At 56.9% G+C, this 21,377-nt stretch carries 17 protein-coding genes and 1 pseudogene; 1 reads left to right on the forward strand and 17 read right to left on the reverse strand.

Annotated features, from left to right (window positions below):
• Positions 1–128: 128 nt before the first annotated feature.
• The 17 genes and pseudogenes from I5961_RS20140 to mtnA all read right to left on the reverse strand — a co-directional run bounded on the left by I5961_RS20140 (position 129) and on the right by mtnA (position 19,914).
• On the reverse strand, positions 129–1,250 hold the full coding sequence (locus I5961_RS20140; protein ID WP_227235623.1) for an FAD-dependent oxidoreductase: 1,122 nt from the start codon (positions 1,248–1,250) through the stop codon (positions 129–131).
• Positions 1,243–2,280 carry a glycosyltransferase gene (locus I5961_RS20145; RefSeq protein ID WP_227233179.1) on the reverse strand — a complete coding sequence of 346 codons (1,038 nt, stop codon included), beginning with the start codon at positions 2,278–2,280 and terminating at the stop codon, positions 1,243–1,245. The genes I5961_RS20140 and I5961_RS20145 overlap by 8 nt, the downstream gene beginning before the upstream one ends.
• 110 nt (positions 2,281–2,390) lie before the next feature.
• On the reverse strand, positions 2,391–3,305 hold the full coding sequence (locus I5961_RS20150) for a glycosyltransferase (RefSeq protein ID WP_085704352.1): 915 nt from the start codon (positions 3,303–3,305) through the stop codon (positions 2,391–2,393).
• A gap of 50 nt (positions 3,306–3,355) precedes the next feature.
• Positions 3,356–4,246: a glucose-1-phosphate thymidylyltransferase RfbA gene (gene rfbA / locus I5961_RS20155; RefSeq protein WP_085704350.1), complete on the reverse strand. Its 891-nt coding sequence runs from the start codon at positions 4,244–4,246 to the stop codon at positions 3,356–3,358.
• Positions 4,243–5,135: pseudogene (gene rfbD / locus I5961_RS20160) on the reverse strand (dTDP-4-dehydrorhamnose reductase). Before rfbD ends, rfbA begins: the two are co-directional and overlap by 4 nt.
• Positions 5,132–6,208 (reverse strand): dTDP-glucose 4,6-dehydratase, encoded by a 1,077-nt coding sequence (gene rfbB, locus I5961_RS20165; protein ID WP_085704346.1) that lies wholly within the window; start codon positions 6,206–6,208, stop codon positions 5,132–5,134. Before rfbB ends, rfbD begins: the two are co-directional and overlap by 4 nt.
• Positions 6,209–6,437: 229 nt before the next feature.
• Positions 6,438–6,677, reverse strand: a complete 240-nt coding sequence (locus I5961_RS20170) for a LapA family protein (RefSeq protein ID WP_227233180.1) — start codon at positions 6,675–6,677, stop codon at positions 6,438–6,440.
• Between the two features lie 27 nt (positions 6,678–6,704).
• Positions 6,705–7,001: an integration host factor subunit beta gene (ihfB, locus tag I5961_RS20175; RefSeq protein ID WP_007950920.1), complete on the reverse strand. Its 297-nt coding sequence runs from the start codon at positions 6,999–7,001 to the stop codon at positions 6,705–6,707.
• A 151-nt stretch (positions 7,002–7,152) separates the two neighbouring features.
• Positions 7,153–7,431: a hypothetical protein gene (locus I5961_RS20180; RefSeq protein ID WP_085699939.1), complete on the reverse strand. Its 279-nt coding sequence runs from the start codon at positions 7,429–7,431 to the stop codon at positions 7,153–7,155.
• A gap of 206 nt (positions 7,432–7,637) precedes the next feature.
• Positions 7,638–9,323 carry a 30S ribosomal protein S1 gene (gene rpsA / locus I5961_RS20185; protein ID WP_085699937.1) on the reverse strand — a complete coding sequence of 562 codons (1,686 nt, stop codon included), beginning with the start codon at positions 9,321–9,323 and terminating at the stop codon, positions 7,638–7,640.
• Positions 9,324–9,443: 120 nt separating this feature from the next.
• A complete protein-coding gene (gene cmk / locus I5961_RS20190) occupies positions 9,444–10,133 on the reverse strand; it encodes a (d)CMP kinase (protein ID WP_227233182.1) in 690 nt (229 codons plus the stop codon).
• Positions 10,130–12,337, reverse strand: coding sequence for a bifunctional prephenate dehydrogenase/3-phosphoshikimate 1-carboxyvinyltransferase (locus I5961_RS20195; protein ID WP_264373535.1), 2,208 nt, complete (start codon positions 12,335–12,337; stop codon positions 10,130–10,132). Before I5961_RS20195 ends, cmk begins: the two co-directional genes overlap by 4 nt.
• A gap of 28 nt (positions 12,338–12,365) precedes the next feature.
• Positions 12,366–13,478 carry a histidinol-phosphate transaminase gene (gene hisC / locus I5961_RS20200; protein ID WP_227233185.1) on the reverse strand — a complete coding sequence of 371 codons (1,113 nt, stop codon included), beginning with the start codon at positions 13,476–13,478 and terminating at the stop codon, positions 12,366–12,368.
• A 12-nt stretch (positions 13,479–13,490) separates the two neighbouring features.
• On the reverse strand, positions 13,491–14,585 hold the full coding sequence (gene pheA / locus I5961_RS20205; RefSeq protein WP_007950913.1) for a prephenate dehydratase: 1,095 nt from the start codon (positions 14,583–14,585) through the stop codon (positions 13,491–13,493).
• Positions 14,585–15,670: a 3-phosphoserine/phosphohydroxythreonine transaminase gene (serC, locus tag I5961_RS20210; protein WP_085699929.1), complete on the reverse strand. Its 1,086-nt coding sequence runs from the start codon at positions 15,668–15,670 to the stop codon at positions 14,585–14,587. The genes pheA and serC overlap by 1 nt, the downstream gene beginning before the upstream one ends.
• Positions 15,671–15,734: 64 nt before the next feature.
• Positions 15,735–18,398 carry a DNA gyrase subunit A gene (gene gyrA, locus I5961_RS20215; protein ID WP_085699927.1) on the reverse strand — a complete coding sequence of 888 codons (2,664 nt, stop codon included), beginning with the start codon at positions 18,396–18,398 and terminating at the stop codon, positions 15,735–15,737.
• A gap of 439 nt (positions 18,399–18,837) precedes the next feature.
• A complete protein-coding gene (gene mtnA / locus I5961_RS20220; protein WP_085705401.1) occupies positions 18,838–19,914 on the reverse strand; it encodes an S-methyl-5-thioribose-1-phosphate isomerase in 1,077 nt (358 codons plus the stop codon).
• Between the two features lie 108 nt (positions 19,915–20,022).
• Here mtnA and I5961_RS20225 point away from each other — a divergent pair, with 108 nt between their 5' ends.
• Entirely contained in the window at positions 20,023–21,357 is a 1,335-nt protein-coding gene (locus I5961_RS20225) for a TRZ/ATZ family hydrolase (RefSeq protein ID WP_227233187.1), read from the forward strand.
• Positions 21,358–21,377: the final 20 nt, after the last annotated feature.

The following is a 21,377-nucleotide window of genomic DNA, read 5'->3' on the forward strand; positions in this document are numbered from 1 at the left end:
TTAACGCCTGAGACCCCTTGTCGAAATTATCAAAAAAATACTGGTCGGAGAATTTGAAATAATTAAACTGATAGCTGAACGTGGCCACGACCACCATAAAAAATAAAGCTAAAAGATTGAACTTATTCTTAGTCAAGATGTTCAGCATCGAGCTTCTCCAGCACATCATAGATATTATCGATTTTTCCACCAAGTATTGAAAAGCATCTCGGTAAGTCTTCATATTTCTCGAACAAGATTGGACGACCGTCATCACTTTCGTTTTTCATCAAGATCGTCTTTACTTCAAACAATGATTCAACGTACTGCGCCTTTGAAAGCGACGGAAGATACCTGGACACGTCTCGCACCATACGGTCTACTTGTGAAATCCGCGGATAATCGCTGAGTTTTTCATAAGGACTTATCCCGGGTTCATCACGCCATTGAAGGTGTGGCGTGTATCGAACGTGAGATAACGTATGAAGCCCTTTTGCGGGGAAAGGCATTAACGAAAAAAAAGGCCCATCCATCACGGTGATACCCAAATCTGCCAGAGGAGCAGGCATTTTCATGAGCGCCATTTCGGTAATTTCCTGCTTCAACTCCGTTTTTACACCTGGAAAATCACCCTTCAATTGGTTTATCCCGCTATAACTGCAATTGAAAATATATCGACTTGATAATACTTTACGCTCTCCGCCCGTATCGCAAATCGCGATGGAGAGTTCTCCGGATGTTGCCTTGGAGATGGATGCCACTTGGGTATCAAGCAACAGGTCAACCCCTGACTCTAACAGTTCAAGCCGTGCTTTATTGGCAATCAAAGTTGAGTTGAAAGCATACTCCTTGACCAAGTAAACATCTTCAATCAGCCGAGGTTCAAATAGCTTGCGCATTGCCGGATCGGCTGTTTGTATTTCCGCACCAATATCGGTACAGAAACGAACAAATTGCTTTGCGGTGACTTTTGAGTTTCGTCGAGAAATAGCGTACAGCTTTGTGAACTCTTGATTTACGGCTTCAGGCCAATCTCGCACAAATTTTGGCAAATTCAGGCGGCTGCGGTAAGCGGTAGTGAAGCTTCGCGGATAATGATAGCCATTGTGCACACGCGCTTGATTATTGTAAGAAGCTCTTAGGAGAAGAGACGATTCTCTTTCTACTAAAAGCACTCTTTTAAATCCGCGATTTTTTGCAAGATAGATAGCGATGGCACAGCCATAAAAGCCGCCACCAATAATTACTGCGTCGAAATCCGTTTCAGACATTGGCATTATCAACTTGCTCATCATCTGAATTTGTGTTTCGTTTGGAATAGGCGGACACTTCTTCTATGTTCAACTTTTCACGGCGCGTAACTTTCGAACTCGTCATTTCCTGAGCCACATGATATAGCGGTGCTTCGTTAGAAAGGCTCGCCATATGCAGGATATATTCGCCAAGCACAAACAGCACTAAAGAAATCAGGAAAAACATGCCTGACTGTTGAAGCGAGACACTAATCCACCCTGGAGCAACATCAGTTTTAAACAAGCCTACTGCAATAACATAAACACAATAAAGTAAATTCGCCATCGCCCCAAACAAGGAGAGAGAAGTGACAAGTCGCATAGGTGCTCTGGTAGTGGATACCAACAATCGCATCCCTCTATCAATACTTTCTGCCAGTCGTTTTGGCTGAGATGCCTTAGGTGGCGCGCTATACGAAAGTCGAACCTGTGAAAACCCTCCCGTCGCCGGCAGATGGCGATATGTCATGGCTGACTGAGGATGTTGCAAAATAAAATTAATTACCTTCTTGCTCAACAGCCTAAACTGCGGCGCCTCTTTAGCAAGGTGAACTCCGTTGAAATGATTGTACATACCATGAAAAACGGCGAAAGCTGCTCGGTATCCGAGGCTATGAGTAGGTTTTTTCTCGTTATTTGCAAAGACGACATCAACTCCATCAATTGCCTTTTGCAGCATTGATGGCAAAAATTCTATACTATCGACAAGCGGATCAATTACTGCGACATAGTCACCCAAAGCACTTTCTAGCCCAACCCACGACGCAGTATCTGAATCGACTTCTTTTGTCAGTGCGTAAACTTGCAGATTGGCAATGCCATCTTCACTTGTCAGTCGCTTCATTACTGAAATGCTTTCATCTTCAGAAGCATTATCTACAATAATAATCTCGTAATCACGCACGACTTCAGAGACTACACTAGTAGCATCCGTGATAATCTTTTCAAGATCCAGCGCTTGATTCCTGACGACAAAAACAACAGAAACAAAACAAGGAAAAAAACTCATACCATCGCCCCTCTAAAGCCCACAAAAAAATCAACTTCCAAGTCACCCTTTTGTTATCGTTGCTGCAATTGTCGCCCCTCCGAGCAGCAAAGACTTTTCAAGATCAAATTTCAGCTCCCCCGATTCACAGCCCGGAGGCAACAGACAAAGAAAAAGAGAATTTTATCTCGCAAACGGCGACGACACTTCCAGGCATGCAGGGATAGCGTCAGAAACTCCAACCTTCCCATCATTTTCCATGAACTGAAAAATGGATGTTGGTTCATACCCACTAGCGCAGCTATTAACCTGACCTGTGAAAACCACCAACCATCCTGAATGGTTTTATATCTTGAAATAAGCGACTTTATCCCAGCATTCGCACCGACCTGATTCCTTTCATGCTGTCGATAGCGCAGTGTTGAGCGAGGATCGATAAACCATTCAAACCCCCTGCTTCGGGCAAACGCATAAACATACCAATCATGCAGGGAAACAGATTGAAGTTTTTCCCAACTCTGCAGCATTAATGCCTTTAACGGGTCGGCGACTTTCCGGCTCATCAAATAAGTACAGCCCGGACCCGCGGCCTCAAATAGATAATCCCACTCGACCTGAGGTTGCGCCTTGTCCAACAAGAGAGTTTTGCCGCTTGGCCAAAATGCGGTGACGTTACTGGAATACGCATCAACATTATGACTCTGAAGCATCCGGACAGAGTGATCGAGCTTGTTCGTATCCCAGATATCATCCTGATCAGAAAACGCTACGTAGTCATAGCCTTCAAAACTAACGTCGCGAATCAGACGGAAAAAGTTACGGGCAGCGCCTCCGAACTTCTCGGAGACAGGCAGGAGAACCACCTCGGTATGCTCGGCCGCACAAGCGGCGCACCACTGCTCGGTACCATCAGAGGAAGGGTCGACACTGATGTAAATTGTCAGGTCCACCGCCGTCTGGTGGCGGATTGACTCAATCTGTTCCTCTAACCAGTGCACGCCATTATAAGCCGCCAGTAAAACAGCGATTCGGGGTTTTACTGGCATATGGTTTTTTCGAGCACTCACGAAACATCCTTTGCATCAAATCGCTATTTTCAGCGATTAGTTGGTTCCAAGAGTTTCTGCAAGTACTGTCCGTATCCCGTCTTCTTCAGCGCATCAGCCTGCGCACCCAGCTGCTCAGCATTGATCCAGCCATTGTGGTACGCGATCTCCTCCAGGCAAGCCACCTTGAGCCCCTGACGCTGCTCGATGGTGTGTACGAAGTGGCTGGCTTCAAGCAGCGAATCGTGTGTACCTGTATCGAGCCAAGCGAACCCACGACCGAGCATTTCAACACTCAGTGTCTTTCTCTCAAGATACGCACGGTTGACGTCAGTGATTTCCAACTCACCGCGCTCCGATGGCTTGATGCTCTTCGCAATCTCGACGACATCGTTATCGTAGAAATAAAGACCGGTCACGGCGTAGTTGGATTTTGGCTTGAGCGGTTTTTCTTCAATACTCAGAGCACGACCCGTTTTGTCGAATTCGACAACACCGAAACGCTCTGGATCGGACACGTGATAACCGAAGACCGTAGCACCTTTCTGCTGAGTAGTTGCCGAACGCAAATTATCCGAGAAATGCTGACCATAGAAGATATTGTCGCCAAGAATCAGGCAGCAAGGGTCTTTGCCGATGAATTCTTCACCGATGATGAAGGCTTGAGCCAGACCATCCGGGCTAGGCTGCTCGGCATAGGTAAGCTTGATACCGTAGAGGCTGCCATCACCCAACAACTTGCGGAAACATGGCAGATCTTCCGGTGTGGAGATGATCAGAATTTCACTCATTCCCGCCAGCATCAGTACAGATAGCGGATAGAAGATCATCGGCTTGTCGTAGATCGGCAGCATCTGCTTCGACACGCCAAGGGTTAACGGATGCAGGCGTGTGCCCGAGCCGCCAGCGAGGATGATGCCTTTACGATTTGTCGTAATCATTTGTTCAGAACTTCCCTAAGCATTCGGGTTACACCACTTTGCCAATCCGGCAAGTGTAGAGAAAAATTGTCACGCAGCTTCTGAGTATTCAGTCGCGAATTCAGCGGCCGACGCGCGGGCGTGGGATAAGCGGAGGAATCAATCGGATTGACCACCTTGACGGCGAGTTCCTCGCCATTACCCCTCGCAAATGCAATCACATGGCTGGCGTAGCCGTACCAGGACACTTCGCCACTCGCTGCGAGGTGATACACACCTGACAGCTCTGGCCGCTCCGCAGCCTGGCGGATGGCCAGCGCGGTGACATCGGCAATCAGATCAGCTCCTGTAGGGGCGCCGACCTGATCATCAATCACGTTCAACGTTTCACGGTCTTTAGCCAGGCGCAACATGGTCTTTGCAAAGTTATTGCCGCGAGCGGCATACACCCAGCTCGTGCGAAAAATCAGATGCTTGCAGCCCGACGCAATGATCGACTGCTCCCCAGCCAGCTTACTTGCGCCGTATTGATTCACCGGGGCGACTGGATCTGACTCCTTCCACGGCTTGGAGCCTTGGCCATTGAAGACATAATCAGTCGAGTAATGAATCAACCAGCCCCCAGAGCCTTGGCTTCCTCCGCCATGAGCTGGCTGGCTTGAGCATTCACGCGATCGGCCAGCACCGCCTCCACTTCAGCCTTGTCGACAGCAGTATAAGCTGCAGCGTTGACAATGATGTCTGGCTTGAGCTTTCGAATTGTGACGCGAAGCGCCTCCAGATTGGACAAGTCGCCGCATAATCCATCATCGGCATGGCGATCAAGCGCTATCAGCTCGCCCAGTGGCGATAGCGAACGCTGCAGCTCCCAACCTACCTGGCCATTTTTGCCCAACAGGAGAATTTTCATGCCTTGTCAGAGCGATCTGCGTAGTTCTGATCGATCCATTGCTGATAGGCACCGCTCTTCACGTGCGACACCCACTCAGAGTTATTCAGATACCACTCAACTGTTTTGCGGATACCTGTTTCGAAGGTCTCTTCTGGCGTCCAGCCCAGCTCGCGCTGGATTTTGCTGGCGTCGATGGCATAACGCTGATCATGACCCGGGCGATCCTGAACGTAGGTGATCAGGCTCGCGTGCGGGCGGTGTGCGGAATTCGGGCGCAATTCATCGAGTAGTGCACACAGTGTATTAACTACTTCAATGTTTTGTTTCTCGTTATGGCCGCCGATGTTGTAGGTCTCACCGATGACGCCTTCTGTAACAACCTTGTACAGCGCGCGAGCGTGATCTTCGACATACAACCAATCGCGAACCTGATTACCTTTGCCATAGACAGGCAGCGGCTTGCCTTCCAGGGCATTGAGAATGATCAACGGGATCAATTTCTCGGGGAAGTGGCAAGGACCATAGTTATTCGAGCAATTGGTGACCAGCGTCGGCAAACCATATGTACGAGCCCAGGCGCGGACCAGGTGATCGGAACTGGCTTTACTGGCCGAGTACGGCGAGCTTGGCTGATACGGGGTGGTTTCCGTGAAGAGATCTTCCGGGCCTTCCAGATCGCCGTAAACTTCATCCGTCGAAATATGGTGGAAGCGGAAAGCGGCCTTGCGGGCATCATCCAGCGCCGCCCAGTAATGGCGCGCGGCTTCCAGCAAGGTGTAAGTACCGATGATGTTGGTCTGGATGAACTCGGAAGGACCGGAAATAGAGCGATCTACATGGGACTCTGCCGCCAAGTGCATGATTGCATCCGGTTGATGCTCCTTCAGAACGCGGTCGATCTGCTCACGATCGCAGATATCGACGCGCTCAAATGTGTAACGCGAGTTTCCGCTGACTTCGGCCAGCGACTCAAGGTTACCGGCATACGTCAGCTTGTCGACGTTTACCACTGCGTCGGTAGTATTGGAGATGATATGACGGATAACAGCTGAGCCGATAAACCCGGCGCCGCCGGTTACTAGAATTTTCACGCGAAACCATACCCTTGAGTTGCTGACAGGGCTGCCAACCGAGCGCTGTCTAATCCATGAATGCAAAAGCCATCAGCTAGCTGTGACTTCTGACAGAGTCAGTCTGTACCGATGTGGGAATACGTCACTATCGGACAAGCACAGCATTTTACAGCTTAATGAACGTTTTACTAATGGATATAGACAAGCTGTGGCTAAAGTTTAGTTCGCCTTTCCTTCCATGTTGCAATCAGACCAGACGCTTGCGTAAGGCCCTGGACGAACGTCCCAGAAACCAGCCAAAAACCGGCCCGATCAGCATACCCACCAGAAATGCACCAACCGCAATCACTGATATAGGAAGTTGTGGTCCTGCCCAACCAAGAAACAACAGGGAGACCGATTGCTGATTTTCGAGAACGAACGCAAGGATCGCCAACACAAGCAATAGAATTAAAACGGAAAACAAAATGCGCTTGAGATTACTCATAAGCGACTCCTTGCGTAACGGTGACCGTCAAGCCCCCTCCTCCTCTTCTTCATTCACGCGATCGCGCAGCTCTTTGCCTGGCTTGAAATGCGGGACGAATTTTCCATCAAGGCTGACGGACTGGCCGGTTTTCGGATTACGCCCAACACGCGGCGCGCGATAGTGCAATGAAAAACTGCCAAAACCACGGATCTCGATGCGATCACCCGTAGCCAGACACTGGGACATTTGCTCAAGCATGGTCTTGATGGCCAGCTCCACATCCTTGGATGAGAGCAGCCCCTGATGGGTGACAATTCGTTCGATCAACTCCGACTTCGTCATATTTTTCCCTTCTTTTTCAAGCAGCTAGATCAGCGCTTGAAAGGTTTTAGCACGCCCTGAAGATTTTGAACAGCCCAGGGCTTGACATATCTTTCCGCTCGCCGAAACGCCCATTTTCAGGGCATCGGATCGCAAGCAGGCCAACGCTCACTCACCGACAAATCACCAGCATTGTTCGAGTTACGTAACCGGCAGGATTAAAGCCAAAGGGAAACTCATCCTCATCCCGGGCATCATCAGATCGCGTAATCACCTTATAACCTGCACCCTTGCACTCCTTGGCTGCGCGCTTCTGACACCTCTCCCAGCCCGACCCCAAACCCGAGCAATCGACTTCGATGCCGCTAACTCCGCGCACCGCATGGGTCTTGGCGCTGGTAGTACACCCTGCCAACACCAACACACCCAACAGAACTATAAACTTGTTCATTCACATCCTTATGCCAGGCACCTGCCCGACTACTGCGATCTTCAGACTAAGCCTAGACGCGAATAGACGATTGATCCGATTAAAGAAACAGACCGCCGCACAAAGGGAATGGTTTCACCGGGACAACGCACAGCATGACGCCAAATAAATCACAGGCACAAAAAAGGGCGACCGAAGTCGCCCTTTTTTTAATGATCAGACAGAACTCAGTTCTGTTTGGCCATTGCTTGACGCAGCAGTGCCGCCATGGTGGTGTCAGCTGCTTCACCTTCCGGAGCTGCTTTCAGGCTCTGGATGGCTTCTTTCTCTTCAGCATCGTCTTTCGATTTGATCGACAGCTGGATTACGCGGCTCTTACGATCAACGCTGATGATCTTGGCTTCTACTTGCTGGCCTTCTTTCAGAACGTTGCGCGCGTCTTCAACGCGGTCACGGCTGATTTCGGAGGCTTTCAGAGTCGCTTCGATATCGTCGGCCAGAACGATGATGGCGCCTTTGGCGTCAACTTCTTTCACGGTGCCAGTAACGATTGCGCCTTTGTCGTTAACCGAGACGTACTCGGAGAACGGATCGCTTTCCAGTTGCTTGATACCCAGGGAGATACGCTCACGCTCCGGGTCAACCGACAGGATAACGGTGTCCAGCTCGTCGCCCTTCTTGTAACGACGCACGGCTTCTTCGCCGGTTTCGTTCCAGGAGATGTCGGACAGGTGAACCAGACCGTCGATGCCGCCGTCCAGACCAATGAAGATACCGAAATCGGTGATCGACTTGATGGTGCCGGAGATCTTGTCGCCCTTGTTGAACTGGCCAGAGAAGTCTTCCCATGGGTTCGACTTGCACTGCTTGATGCCCAGGGAGATACGACGACGCTCTTCGTCGATATCCAGAACCATGACTTCCACTTCGTCGCCGACTTGTACGACTTTCGAAGGGTGGATGTTCTTGTTGGTCCAGTCCATTTCCGAAACGTGTACCAGACCTTCAACGCCTTCTTCCAGCTCAGCGAAGCAGCCGTAGTCGGTCAGGTTGGTTACGCGAGCGGTAACGCGAGTGCCTTCTGGGTAACGGGCTTTGATAGCAACCCATGGATCTTCGCCCAGTTGCTTCAGGCCCAGGGAAACACGGTTGCGTTCGCGATCGTATTTCAGAACCTTGACGTCAATCTCGTCACCAACGTTGACGATCTCGGAAGGATGCTTGATGCGCTTCCAGGCCATGTCGGTGATGTGCAGCAGGCCGTCCACGCCACCCAGATCGACGAATGCGCCGTAATCGGTGAGGTTTTTGACGATACCTTTGACTTGCTGGCCTTCCTGCAGGGATTCCAGCAGAGCTTCACGCTCGGCGGAGTTCTCGGCTTCCAGGACGCTGCGACGGGAAACGACAACGTTGTTGCGCTTCTGATCCAGCTTGATGACCTTGAATTCCAGCTCTTTGCCTTCCAGGTGCGTGGTGTCGCGCACTGGACGGACGTCAACCAGGGAACCTGGCAGGAACGCACGGATGCCGTTAACGTCGACAGTGAAGCCGCCTTTAACCTTACCGTTGATAACGCCCTTGACCACTTCCTCAGCTGCGAAGGCTGCTTCCAGAACGATCCAGCATTCAGCGCGCTTGGCTTTTTCACGGGACAGCTTGGTTTCACCGAAACCGTCTTCAACCGAGTCCAGAGCAACGTGAGTTTCGTCACCGACGTTGATGGTCAGTTCGCCAGCTTCGTTGTAGAACTGCTCAAGCGGGATGAGCGCTTCAGACTTCAGGCCCGCATGAACGGTAACCCAGCCATTTCTGTCGTCAATATCAACGATAACGCCGGTGATGATGGAGCCTGTCTGAAGGTTCAGAGTCTTCAGGCTTTCTTCAAAGAGTTCCGCAAAGCTTTCGCTCATTTTAATTCCTGTTGATTAGGGCGAAAAATACGCCCATCTCCACATCCCAGACGATGCGGGTCAGTTTCATGTAAAGGAAGCCACCGCAGGACTATGACTGGTCCCCTGCGGCCTTCCTGGTCACCCGGCGATATCGCGAATGGCAATCTCGCTCATGATGCGTTCAAGCACCTGATCGATGGACAACTCCGTGGAATCCAGCTGTATCGCGTCGGCCGCCGGCTTGAGCGGGGCCACCGCTCGCTGGGTATCACGCTCATCGCGCGCACGGATCTCATCTAGCAGACTCGACAGACTAACACCCTCGACTTTGCCCTTCAACTGCAAATATCGACGGCGCGCCCGCTCCTCGGCACTGGCGGTCAGGAAAATCTTCAAGGGTGCGTTCGGAAAAACCACCGTTCCCATGTCGCGACCATCGGCCACCAGACCAGGCACTTCCTGGAAAGCGCGCTGGCGCTGCAGCAGCGCCTCGCGAACGGCCGGCAATGCAGCCACCTGGGAAGCGCCGGAACCGACGCTTTCAGTGCGGATGACATCGCTGACTTCGTCACCTTCCAGAATGATGCGCTGCAACTGACCGTCGGTCGCGGCGATGAACTGCACATCCAGATGAGCGGCCAGTTTCTTCAGCAGCTCTTCATTGGTCAGGTCGACACCATGATTGCGCGCAGCAAACGCCAGCAGGCGATAAAGCGCGCCGGAATCCAGCAGATTCCAGCCCAGACGCTTGGCCAGAATCCCGGCTACGGTGCCTTTGCCCGAGCCGCTTGGCCCATCGATGGTGATGACCGGTGCAATGTTGTTCACGACTGAGCCTCTTGCGCCACACGAATGCCGACCTGCGCGCACAGCGCCAGGAAGTTCGGGAACGACGTCGCGACGTTGGCGCAATCATGGATGCGGATCGGTGCAGTGGCGCGCAGCGAGGCCACGCTGAAAGCCATCGCGATGCGGTGATCGCCATGACCATGCACTTCGCCGCCGCCGATCTGGCCGCCGTCGATGATGATGCCGTTCGGGGTCGGCTCGCACTTGACGCCCAGCGCCAGCAAACCGTCCGCCATGACCTGGATACGGTCCGACTCCTTGACCCGCAGCTCCTCGGCGCCGGTCAGCACGGTGCGCCCTTCGGCACAGGCCGCAGCCACGAACAGCACCGGGAATTCGTCGATGGCCAGAGGAACCAGCGCCTCCGGAATCTCGATACCCTTGAGTTTAGCCGCCCGCACGCGAAGATCCGCTACTGGTTCGCCGCCTACTTCACGCTGGTTTTCCAGGGTGATGTCGGCGCCCATCAGGCGCAGGATGTCGATTACGCCAGTACGGGTCGGGTTGATGCCGACGTGTTCGAGCACCAGCTCCGAACCTTCAGCGATCGACGCTGCTACCAGGAAGAACGCCGATGACGAGATATCACCCGGCACCTCGATGTGGGTCGCAGCCAGCGTGCCACCGGACTCGACGGACGCAGTCGCGCCGTCAACGCTCACCGGATAGCCAAAGCCGCGCAGCATGCGCTCGGTGTGGTCACGAGTCGGAGCCGGCTCGGTCACGGTGGTCTTGCCTTCGGCGTACAGACCCGCCAGCAACAGGCAGGATTTAACCTGGGCACTGGCCATCGGCATGGTGTAGGTCAGGCCTTTGAGCTTGTGACCGCCACGAATGGTCATCGGCGGACGACCGTCGGCAGCGGTTTCGATCACTGCGCCCATTTCCCGCAGCGGGTTGGCGACGCGATTCATCGGGCGTTTGGACAGCGACGCGTCACCGGTCAGGGTGCTGTCGAAGTCCTGCGCGGCCAGCAGGCCGGACAGCAGGCGCATCGAAGTACCGGAGTTGCCCAGATAGATCGGGCCCGGCGCAGGCTTCAGGCCGTGCAGGCCGACACCGTGGATGGTCACGCGGCCGTGATGCGGGCCTTCGATGACCACGCCCATGTCGCGGAACGCCTGCAAGGTCGCCAGGGCATCTTCGCCCTCGAGGAAGCCTTCGACTTCGGTAACGCCCTCAGCCAGGGAACCGAGCATGATCGAACGGTGGGAAATCGATTTGTCACCCGGTACGCGAATCCGACCGGACAGGCGGCCACCAGGTTGAGCCAGGAAAATCAGATCGTTGGAATTCATAGCGTCCACATAGGCCCTGCGGGCCAGGATTTTACTGAAATGCTCGCGGGCAACCCGGGCGCGCGTGAAGACGCCCAACAATTGGTGCCCATCCCCTGCATCGACCGCGTCGCGCAAGGCGTCGAGGTCGCTGCGAAATGTATCGAGTGTGCGCAGGACAGCCTCGCGGTTGGCGAGAAAGATGTCATGCCACATGACCGGGTCGCTTCCGGCAATTCTTGTGAAATCACGGAAACCGCCCGCAGCGTAACGGAAGATCTCAAGATTTTCATTGCGCTTGGCCAACGAATCGACCAGACCGAAGGCCAGCAAGTGCGGCAGATGGCTGGTCGCGGCCAGCACTTCATCGTGACGCTCGACCTGCATGTGCTCGACGTCGGCGCCCAGCTCGCGCCACAAGCGATCAACCACCGCCACGGCAGACGGATCGGTCTGCTCCAGCGGGGTCAAAATCACTTTATGACGGCGGAACAGCTCCGAGTTGGAGGCTTCCACCCCGCTCTGCTCGGAACCGGCAATCGGATGCCCCGGTACGAAACGCGTCGGCATGCCGCCAAACGCTTCGGTCGCCGCGCGCACCACATTGCCCTTGGCGCTGCCGACGTCCGTCAGGATTGCCTGCCCAAGATCCATGCCGGCCAGACGAGCCAGCACTTTTTCCATGGCCAGGATCGGCACCGCCAACTGGATCACGTCCGCGCCCTGGCAAGCGGCCACCAGATCGTCTTCGCAGCGATCCACCACGCCCAACTCGACCGCCAGCTTGCGCGATTGCGGGTCGAGATCAACGCCGACCACTTCGCGGCACACACCGCTTTCACGCAAGCCTTTGGCAAACGAACCACCGATCAACCCCAGACCGACCACCACCAGGCGCCCGATCATAGGTGCAGCAGATTGCAGCGCAGTGACATCACCCACGAGCCAGAACCTTGCGCAGCGCTTCAAGGAAGCGGCTGTTTTCCGCCGGCAGACCAATGGTCACTCGCAGATGGTTCGGCATGCCGTAGTTGGCCACCGGACGCACGATCACGCCTTCGCGCAGCAGGCCCTGGAACACCGGAGCCGCCACTTGACCCAGATCGACACAGATAAAGTTGCCCTTGGACGGTATCCAGCTCAGACCCAGCTCGCGAAAACCCGCTTCCAGCTGCTGCATGCCGGACTCATTGAGCTGACGGCTCTGCGCCAGATATTCCTCGTCCTTCAGCGCCGCACAGGCCGCGGCCAAGGCCAGGCTGTTGACGTTGAACGGCTGGCGTACACGGTTCAGCACGTCTGCCACTACCGGAGTGGACAGACCATAGCCAACGCGCAGCGCCGCCAGACCGTAGGCCTTGGAGAAGGTGCGCGAGACCAGCAGGTTCGGGTAAGCCGCGAGGAAGTCCAGGCCATCCGGCAGATCGCCGCCTTCGGCATATTCGATGTAGGCTTCGTCCAGTACCACCAGCACATGCTCAGGCACGTCCTGCAGGAACTCATCCAGCGCTTCAGCGCCGAACCAGGTACCGGTCGGGTTGTTCGGGTTGGCGATGAACACGACGCGAGTGTTGGCGTCGATGGCCGCCAGCATGGCCGGCAGGTCATGGCCCCAATCCTTGGCCGGAACGACCTTTGCCTGAGCGCCGACCGCCTGGGTCGCGATCGGGTAGACCGCGAACGCGTGCTCGCTGAACACTGCATTCAGGCCCGGCGCCAGATAGGCGCGCGCCACCAGTTCGAGAATGTCGTTGGAGCCATTGCCCAGCGTCACCTGGTTCAGCTCGACGCGACACTGCTCGGCCAGCAGGGATTTGAGTGCGAAGCCGTTGCCGTCCGGGTAGCGGGTCAGCTCGTCCAGCGCTTCGCGGATCGCGGCCAGCGCTTTCGGACTTGCGCCCAACGGGTTTTCGTTGCTTGCCAGTTTGACGATGCTTGCCGGATCCAGGTCCAGCTCGCGCGCCAGCTCGTCCACGGGCTTGCCCGGCACGTATGGCGAAAGTTGTTGCACGCCCGGCTGTGCCAGAGCGAGGAAGTTGCCACTCATTGCTACCACCCCTTAAAGAACTGCTTTCGGGTAGGAACCCAGCACCTTGAGTGCTACTGCTTCCTGACTGATCTTTTCCAGTACACCTTTGATCAGCGGATCACGGTGGTGACCGACGAAGTCGATGAAGAACACGTAGGTCCACTTACCGCTGCGCGACGGACGGGTTTCGATCCGGGTCAGGTCGATCCCGTTGTCATGGAACGGCACCAGCAGCTCATGGAGCGCGCCGGGTTTGTTGCTCATCGACACGATGATCGAAGTTTTGTCGTCGCCGGTCGGCGGCACTTCCTGGTTACCGATCATCAGGAAGCGCGTGGAGTTGTCCGGACGATCCTCGATCTTCTCGGCCAGACGCGTCAGGCCGTACAGCCCGGCCGCCATGTCACCGGCGATCGCCGCCGAGTTCCACTCACCCTTGACCCGCTTGGCCGCTTCGGCGTTGCTGGACACCGCCACACGCTCGACATTCGGGTAATGGGCATCCAGCCATTTGCGGCACTGGGCCAGCGACTGGGCGTGGGAATAGATGCGGCTGATGCTGTCGGTCTTGGTGTTTTCACCGACCAGCAGGTGGTGGTGAATCCGCAGCTCGACTTCACCGCAGATCACCATGTCGTGCTCAAGGAAGCTGTCGAGGGTGTGGTTGACCGCGCCTTCGGTGGAGTTCTCCACCGGCACCACGCCGAAATTCACCGCACCAGCCGCCACTTCACGGAACACTTCGTCGATCGCCGCCATCGGCTTGCTGATCACCGCGTGCCCGAAGTGCTTCATGGCCGCCGCCTGGGTGAATGTGCCTTCCGGACCGAGATAAGCGACTTTCAGCGGGTTCTCGAGGGCCAGGCACGAAGACATGATTTCGCGGAACAAGCGCGCCATCTCTTCATTGCCCAGCGGCCCCTTGTTGCGCTCCATCACGCGCTTGAGGACCTGCGCCTCACGCTCGGGACGATAGAACACCGGCTGCTCGCCCTCGGCCAGACTGGCCATCTTGACCCGGGCAACCTCTTCGGCACAGCGCGCGCGATCGCTGATCAACTGGAGGATTTTCTCATCCAGGTTGTCGATGCGAACGCGCAGCGCCTTGAGCTCCTGCTCGGACATCAGGAATGCTCCTTCTCGAATTCAGCCATGTAGCCAACCAGGGCTTCGACGGCGTCCAGCCCCAGGGCGTTGTAGATCGAGGCACGCATGCCGCCGACCGAACGATGGCCCTTGAGGTTGAGCAGGCCACGGGCGTCGGCGCCAGCCAGGAACGCTTTGTCCAGACGTTCGTCAGCCAGACGGAACGGCACGTTCATCCACGAGCGGGCGTTGGTGCTGATCGGGTTGGTATAGAAGTCGCTGTTGTCGATGAAGCCGTACAGGCGATCTTTCTTCGCCTTGTTGCGCTGCTCCATCGCGGCGACGCCGCCCTGCTCCTTCAGCCACTCGAAGACCAGACCCGAGAGGTACCAGGAATAGGTGGCCGGCGTGTTGTACATCGAACCGTTGTCGGCCGAAACCTTGTAGTCGAGCATGGTCGGGCACGAACTGCGGGCACGACCCAGCAGATCCTCACGAACGATCACAACGACGAGACCACTCGGGCCGATGTTCTTCTGTGCGCCGGCATAAATCAGGCCGTACTGCGACACATCGATGGGACGCGAGAGGATGTCAGAGGACATGTCGACCACCAGCGGAACGTCACCGGCCTCGGGAACCCAGTCGAACTGCAGGCCGCCGATGGTTTCGTTCGACGCGTAATGCAGATAGGCCGCACCCGGGGTCAGCTCCCACTCGTTCTGACCAGGGATGGCCAGGTAGTCATAAGGCTTGGCGCTGGCAGCGACGTTGACGTTGCCGAAGCGACGCGCTTCCTCGATGGCTTTCTTCGACCAGATGCCGGTTTCGACATAGTCGGCAGTGCCGTTCTCGGGCAGCAGGTTCAGCGGAATCTCGGCGAACTGCTGGCTCGCACCGCCCTGCAGGAACAGCACTTTGTAATTGGAGGGGATGGACAGCAGGTCGCGCAGGTCTTGCTCGGCCTTTTCGGCGATGGCCACGTAGTCATCACTGCGATGGCTCATTTCCATGACCGACAGACCCTTGCCATGCCAGTCGAGCATCTCGGACTGGGCACGCAACAGGACAGCTTCAGGCAGCGCAGCGGGACCTGCGCAGAAGTTAAAGGCTCGTTTGCTCACATCCACTCTCGCTATGCAATCACGGTAGCGGACAGAGCAAACACTCTGCCCTGCTACGATTTGGTTAGTCTTGCGACTCTTCTTCGTCTGCGGCGTCCGCCTGCAGGTTGTCGACCGCATCGTCCGGTTCGGCGCCGGTCACGCCTTGTTCCAGCTCGACACCTTCTTCACCCTCCAGCTCGTCACCTTCGACTTCCGACGGTTCCTGGACCCGCTCCAGACCGACCAGGGTTTCATCCTTGGCCAGTTTGATCAGGGTCACACCCTGGGTGTTACGACCCAGGCTGGAAACTTCGTCGACACGGGTACGCACCAGCGTGCCCTGGTCGGAAATCAGCATGATCTCCTCGCCGTCGAGCACCTGAACTGCACCGACCAGACGGCCGTTACGCTCGTTGCTGACCATGGCGATCACGCCCTGACCGCCACGCTTGTACTCAGGGAACTCGGTGATCGCGGTGCGCTTGCCATAACCACGCTCGGAAGCGGTGAGGATCTGGCTGCCTTCTTCCGGGATCAGCATCGAAATCAGCTTCTGCCCTTCCGGCAGACGCATGCCGCGCACACCACGAGCGGTACGGCCCATGGCACGAACGTCGGATTCCTTGAAGCGAGTCACCTTGCCGCCGTCGGAGAACAGCATCACTTCACGCGCGCCATCGGTGATGGCTGCGGAAATCAGCACGTCGCCTTCGTCCAGCTCCAGCGCGATCAGACCGACGCTGCGCTGACGGCTGAAGGATTCCAGTGGAGTCTTCTTCACGGTGCCGTTGGCGGTGGCCATGAAGATGTAGTGACCTTCAGTGTATTCCTCGACCGGCAGCATGGTAGTGATGTATTCACCGTCATCCAGCGGCAGCAGGTTGACCAGCGGACGACCACGGGCAGCACGGGATGCTTCCGGGATTTCGTAGGTTTTCAGCCAGTACACCTTGCCCTTGCTGGAGAACAGCAGCAGCGTGGTGTGGCTGTTGGCAACCAGCAGGTGAGCGATGTAGTCCTCATCCTTGACGCCGGTAGCCGATTTGCCTTTACCGCCACGGCGCTGGGCCTGATACGCAGCCAGCGGCTGGGTCTTGGCATAACCGCCGTGGGAGATGGTCACGACGCGCTCTTCTTCCGGGATCATGTCGCCCAGGGTCAGGTCGAGACGGGCATCGAGGATTTCGGTGCGGCGCACGTCGCCGTATTCGGCGCGGATCACTTCCAGCTCTTCGCGAATCACTTCCATCAGGCGCGTGGCGCTGTTGAGGATGCGGATCAGCTCGCCGATCTGGTTGAGGATCTCTTGATACTCGGCCAGCAGCTTTTCGTGCTCCAGACCGGTCAGACGGTGCAGACGCAGCTCCAGAATGGCTTGCGCCTGTTCCGGCGACAGGAAGTACTTGCCGTCGCGCAGACCGTATTGCGGATCGAGGTTTTCCGGACGGCACGAATCGGCACCGGCGCGCTCAACCATGGTCATCACCGCACTGGATTCCCACGGCGTGCTGACCAGCGCTTCCTTGGCTTCCGACGGGGTCGGCGAGGCCTTGATCAGGGCGATGACCGGGTCGATGTTCGACAGGGCGACGGCCTGACCTTCGAGAATGTGACCACGCTCGCGCGCCTTGCGCAGTTCGAACACCGTGCGGCGGGTAACCACTTCGCGACGGTGACGGACGAAGGCTTCCAGCAGGTCCTTGAGGTTCAGGATCCGTGGGCGGCCGTCGATCAGCGCAACGATGTTGATGCCGAATACCGATTGCAGCTGGGTCTGGGCGTAGAGGTTGTTGAGGATAACCTCAGGCACTTCGCCGCGACGCAGTTCGATCACGACGCGCATACCGTCCTTGTCGGACTCGTCGCGCAGCTCGGTGATGCCTTCGAGCTTCTTCTCTTTTACCAGCTCGGCGATCTTCTCGATCAGACGCGCCTTGTTCAGCTGATAAGGGAGTTCAGTGATGACGATCTGCTGACGGCCACCGACCTTGTCGATGTCTTCAATGATCGAACGGGCGCGCATGTAAATGCGGCCGCGACCCGTGCGGTAGGCTTCAATGATGCCGGCGCGACCGTTGATGATCGCGGCCGTCGGGAAGTCCGGACCGGGGATGTATTGCATCAGCTCATCGACGGTCAGCTCAGGGTTGTCGATGAGGGCCAGGCAACCGTCGATGACTTCACCGAGGTTGTGCGGCGGAATGTTGGTTGCCATGCCCACGGCGATACCGCTGGAACCGTTGACCAGCAGGTTCGGCACGCGGGTCGGCATGACCGCCGGGATCAGTTCGGTGCCGTCGTAGTTCGGCACCCAGTCCACGGTTTCCTTGTGCAGGTCGGCCAGCAGCTCGTGCGCCAGCTTGGTCATGCGCACTTCGGTGTATCGCATGGCCGCGGCGTTGTCGCCGTCCACCGAACCGAAGTTGCCCTGGCCGTCGACCAGCAGGTAACGCAGGGAGAAAGGCTGCGCCATGCGGACGATAGTGTCGTACACCGCGGTATCACCGTGCGGGTGATACTTACCGATCACGTCGCCGACGACACGGGCAGATTTCTTGTACGGCTTGTTGAAGTCGTTGCCCAGCTCGCTCATCGCGAACAGCACGCGACGGTGCACGGGCTTCAAGCCATCGCGCGCATCCGGCAGTGCACGGCCGACGATCACGCTCATCGCGTAGTCGAGATAGGACTGTTTCAGCTCGTCTTCGATATTGACCGGGAGGATTTCTTTGGCCAGTTCGCCCATGAGAAGCCTGATTCCTTTTTCTGGTGAAACTTCGCCATATCCATAGGGGACGCACGAAGCTCGTCGATGCAGGCCGAGTGCCATGCGCCGACTTACGACAAATCGACAAGTTGACCCTGGATTTGCGCAGTGAAGACAACCCCGTGGGACTGCCTCGGAAAACGCCGGATGTTATCACAAGAGCCGCCACGCACCTATCCCCCAGATGCGCATGGAGCATAGTTAGATGACCGATGACAGGCTTAACGGGGACGAGAGAGGCTCAGAGCTTCCCTGAATGCAAATTTGAGGTCAGGTTTGGGGATGTTTATTGACATTTATGGCCTCATCGCTGGCACGTCGAGTCGTCGCACCGCAGCTCCCACAAGATCGGCGGCATGCACAAAACCTGTGGGAGCTGGCTTGCCAGTGATAGCGTCCGAACAGACGCCAGAGTCAATCAATGCAGGCGCTTGCGGCACATCAACTGCGCCATTTTCGCGGTATCCGGCCGTTCGACGATGCCTTTCTCGGTGACGATCGCATCGATCAGGTCTGCCGGGGTCACGTCAAACACCGGGTTGAACGCTTCAACTTCAGCGCCGACGCGCTTGCCGCCAACTTCCAGCAATTCGGCGCCGGCGCGCTCTTCGATCGGGATGTCATCACCGCTGGCCAGATTCATGTCGATGGTCGAACTCGGCGCCACCACCATGAAACGAACGCCATGATGCATGGCGTTGACTGCCAGTTGATAGGTGCCAATCTTGTTCGCCACGTCGCCGTTGGCCGTGATCCGGTCGGCGCCGACGATCACCCAGGTCACGCCTTTGGTTTTCATGATGTGCGCAGCGGCGGAGTCAGCGTTCAGGGTCACCGGAATGCCTTCGTTGGCCAGTTCCCACGCGGTCAGGCGCGAGCCTTGCAGCCACGGCCGGGTTTCGTCGGCGTAGACGCGCTCGACCATACCCTCGATGAATGCTGCGCGAATCACTCCGAGTGCCGTGCCGAAACCGCCGGTGGCCAGGGCGCCGGTGTTGCAGTGCGTCAGAATGGCCTGAGCATTGCCCTGATGCTTGCGGATCAGGTCAACGCCGAGCTGGGCCATGGTCAGGTTGGCTTCGCGATCGCTTTCATGGATGGCGATGGCTTCGGCCTCCAGCGTCGCCAGCGGATCGGCGTTTTCTTTCAACCGGTCCAGCCGGTCATGCATGCGGTTCAACGCCCAGAACAGATTCACCGCCGTCGGCCGGGAATCGGCCAGCAGCATGAAATCCTCTTCCAGCGCCGCGTACCAGTCGCCACCTTCGGCAATCCGGGCACGGGCGGCCAGCACGATGCCGTAGGCCGCACTGATGCCGATGGCCGGCGCACCGCGCACTACCATCGAACGAATCGCCTCGGCCACGCCGGCGGCGCTGGTGTAGGCGATCCAGTTTTCCTCGAACGGCAAAACGCGCTGATCCAGCAGGTGGAGCGCGCCATCACGCCAATCGATGGCCTTTACTTTCTCCGCAGCCAATAGTCGATCGCGCATCCCTCACCCCGCACTCATGAACAAAAGCCGCCGATTATAGCGATCCCCCCGCGAAGACGCTCGGGTATACTTCGCCATCCTTTACAAAAGCACTGGAACCGACCCTCGATGCCGAAACCTGCCGTTGCGCTCGACTTATTATTGCTGCCGACCTGGCTGGTACCCGTCGAACCTGCAGGCGTTGTGCTCAAGGAGCATGGCCTGGGCATCCGCGACGGCCGCATCGTGTTTATCGGCCCGCGCGCCGAAGCGCTGAAGTGTAACGCCGCCGAAGTCCGCGAACTGCCGGACGTACTGCTCAGTCCCGGTCTGATCAACGCTCACGGCCACGCCGCGATGACGCTGTTTCGGGGCCTGGCCGACGATCTGCCGCTGATGACCTGGCTGGAAAACCACATCTGGCCGGCCGAGGGCAAATGGGTCGATGAAGATTTTGTGCGTGACGGCACCGATCTGGCCATCGCCGAACAGATAAAAGGTGGCATCACCTGTTTTTCGGACATGTACTTCTTCCCGAAGGTTGCCAGCGAGCGCGTGCACAACAGCGGAATCCGCGCACAGATTGCGATTCCGATCCTCGACTTCCCGATTCCGGGGGCCGCCAGCGCCGATGAAGCCATTCGTCAGGGCGTCGAACTGTTCGGCGACCTCAAGCATCACGAGCGCATCAAGATCACTTTCGGCCCTCATGCACCCTACACGGTTGGCGATGAGAACCTGGAAAAAATCCGTGTGATCGCCGAAGAGCTGGACGCCTCGATCCACATGCACGTCCACGAAACCGCTTTCGAAGTACAGCAAGCAGTCGAACAGCGCGGCGAACGCCCGCTGGCCCGGCTCGGTCGCCTCGGCCTGCTCGGCCCGCGCTTCCAGGCCGTGCACATGACCCAGATCAGCGATGACGACCTGGCGTTGCTGGTAGAAAGCAACACCAGCGTGATCCACTGCCCGGAGTCGAACCTGAAACTGGCCAGCGGTTTCTGCCCGGTGGAGCGCCTGTGGCAGGCCGGGGTCAACGTCGCGGTCGGCACCGATGGCGCCGCGAGCAACAATGACCTGGACCTGCTGGGCGAAACCCGCACCGCCGCCCTGCTGGCCAAAGCCGTCGCCGGCTCGGCCACCGCGCTGGACGCCCATCGGGCGCTGCGCATGGCCACGCTGAACGGCGCGCGAGCCTTGGGGATCGAAGCCGAGACCGGCTCGCTGGAACTCGGCAAGGCGGCAGACATCGTCGCCTTCGACCTGTCCGGCCTGGCGCAGCAACCGGTCTATGACCCGGTCTCGCAGCTTATTTACGCCACCGGCCGCGACTGCGTGAAACACCTGTGGGTTGCCGGCAAGCAGTTGCTCGACGACCGCCGTCTGACCCGCCTGGACGAACAACAGCTCGGCGAAACCGCCCGGGCCTGGGGCCGTCGCATCAGCGGCCACACCGAATCGTAAACACCCCGGGCAGACTCCGG

Origin of the sequence: Pseudomonas sp. IAC-BECa141, assembly GCF_020544405.1 — a bacterium.
In the GTDB taxonomy this organism is placed as follows: domain Bacteria; phylum Pseudomonadota; class Gammaproteobacteria; order Pseudomonadales; family Pseudomonadaceae; genus Aquipseudomonas.

What these genes read in the sequence shown, in the direction of transcription:
- I5961_RS20140 (WP_227235623.1), bottom strand. Translation starts at nt 1,250, where the DNA reads ATGTCTGAAACGGATTTCGACGCAGTAATTATTGGTGGCGGCTTTTAT.
- I5961_RS20145 (WP_227233179.1), bottom strand. Translation starts at nt 2,280, where the DNA reads ATGAGTTTTTTTCCTTGTTTTGTTTCTGTTGTTTTTGTCGTCAGGAAT.
- I5961_RS20150 (WP_085704352.1), bottom strand. Translation starts at nt 3,305, where the DNA reads ATGCCAGTAAAACCCCGAATCGCTGTTTTACTGGCGGCTTATAATGGC.
- rfbA (WP_085704350.1), bottom strand. Translation starts at nt 4,246, where the DNA reads ATGATTACGACAAATCGTAAAGGCATCATCCTCGCTGGCGGCTCGGGC.
- I5961_RS20170 (WP_227233180.1), bottom strand. Translation starts at nt 6,677, where the DNA reads ATGAGTAATCTCAAGCGCATTTTGTTTTCCGTTTTAATTCTATTGCTT.
- ihfB (WP_007950920.1), bottom strand. Translation starts at nt 7,001, where the DNA reads ATGACGAAGTCGGAGTTGATCGAACGAATTGTCACCCATCAGGGGCTG.
- I5961_RS20180 (WP_085699939.1), bottom strand. Translation starts at nt 7,431, where the DNA reads ATGAACAAGTTTATAGTTCTGTTGGGTGTGTTGGTGTTGGCAGGGTGT.
- rpsA (WP_085699937.1), bottom strand. Translation starts at nt 9,323, where the DNA reads ATGAGCGAAAGCTTTGCGGAACTCTTTGAAGAAAGCCTGAAGACTCTG.
- I5961_RS20195 (WP_264373535.1), bottom strand. Translation starts at nt 12,337, where the DNA reads ATGATCGGGCGCCTGGTGGTGGTCGGTCTGGGGTTGATCGGTGGTTCG.
- hisC (WP_227233185.1), bottom strand. Translation starts at nt 13,478, where the DNA reads ATGAGTGGCAACTTCCTCGCTCTGGCACAGCCGGGCGTGCAACAACTT.
- pheA (WP_007950913.1), bottom strand. Translation starts at nt 14,585, where the DNA reads ATGTCCGAGCAGGAGCTCAAGGCGCTGCGCGTTCGCATCGACAACCTG.
- gyrA (WP_085699927.1), bottom strand. Translation starts at nt 18,398, where the DNA reads ATGGGCGAACTGGCCAAAGAAATCCTCCCGGTCAATATCGAAGACGAG.
- mtnA (WP_085705401.1), bottom strand. Translation starts at nt 19,914, where the DNA reads ATGCGCGATCGACTATTGGCTGCGGAGAAAGTAAAGGCCATCGATTGG.
- I5961_RS20225 (WP_227233187.1), top strand. Translation starts at nt 20,023, where the DNA reads ATGCCGAAACCTGCCGTTGCGCTCGACTTATTATTGCTGCCGACCTGG.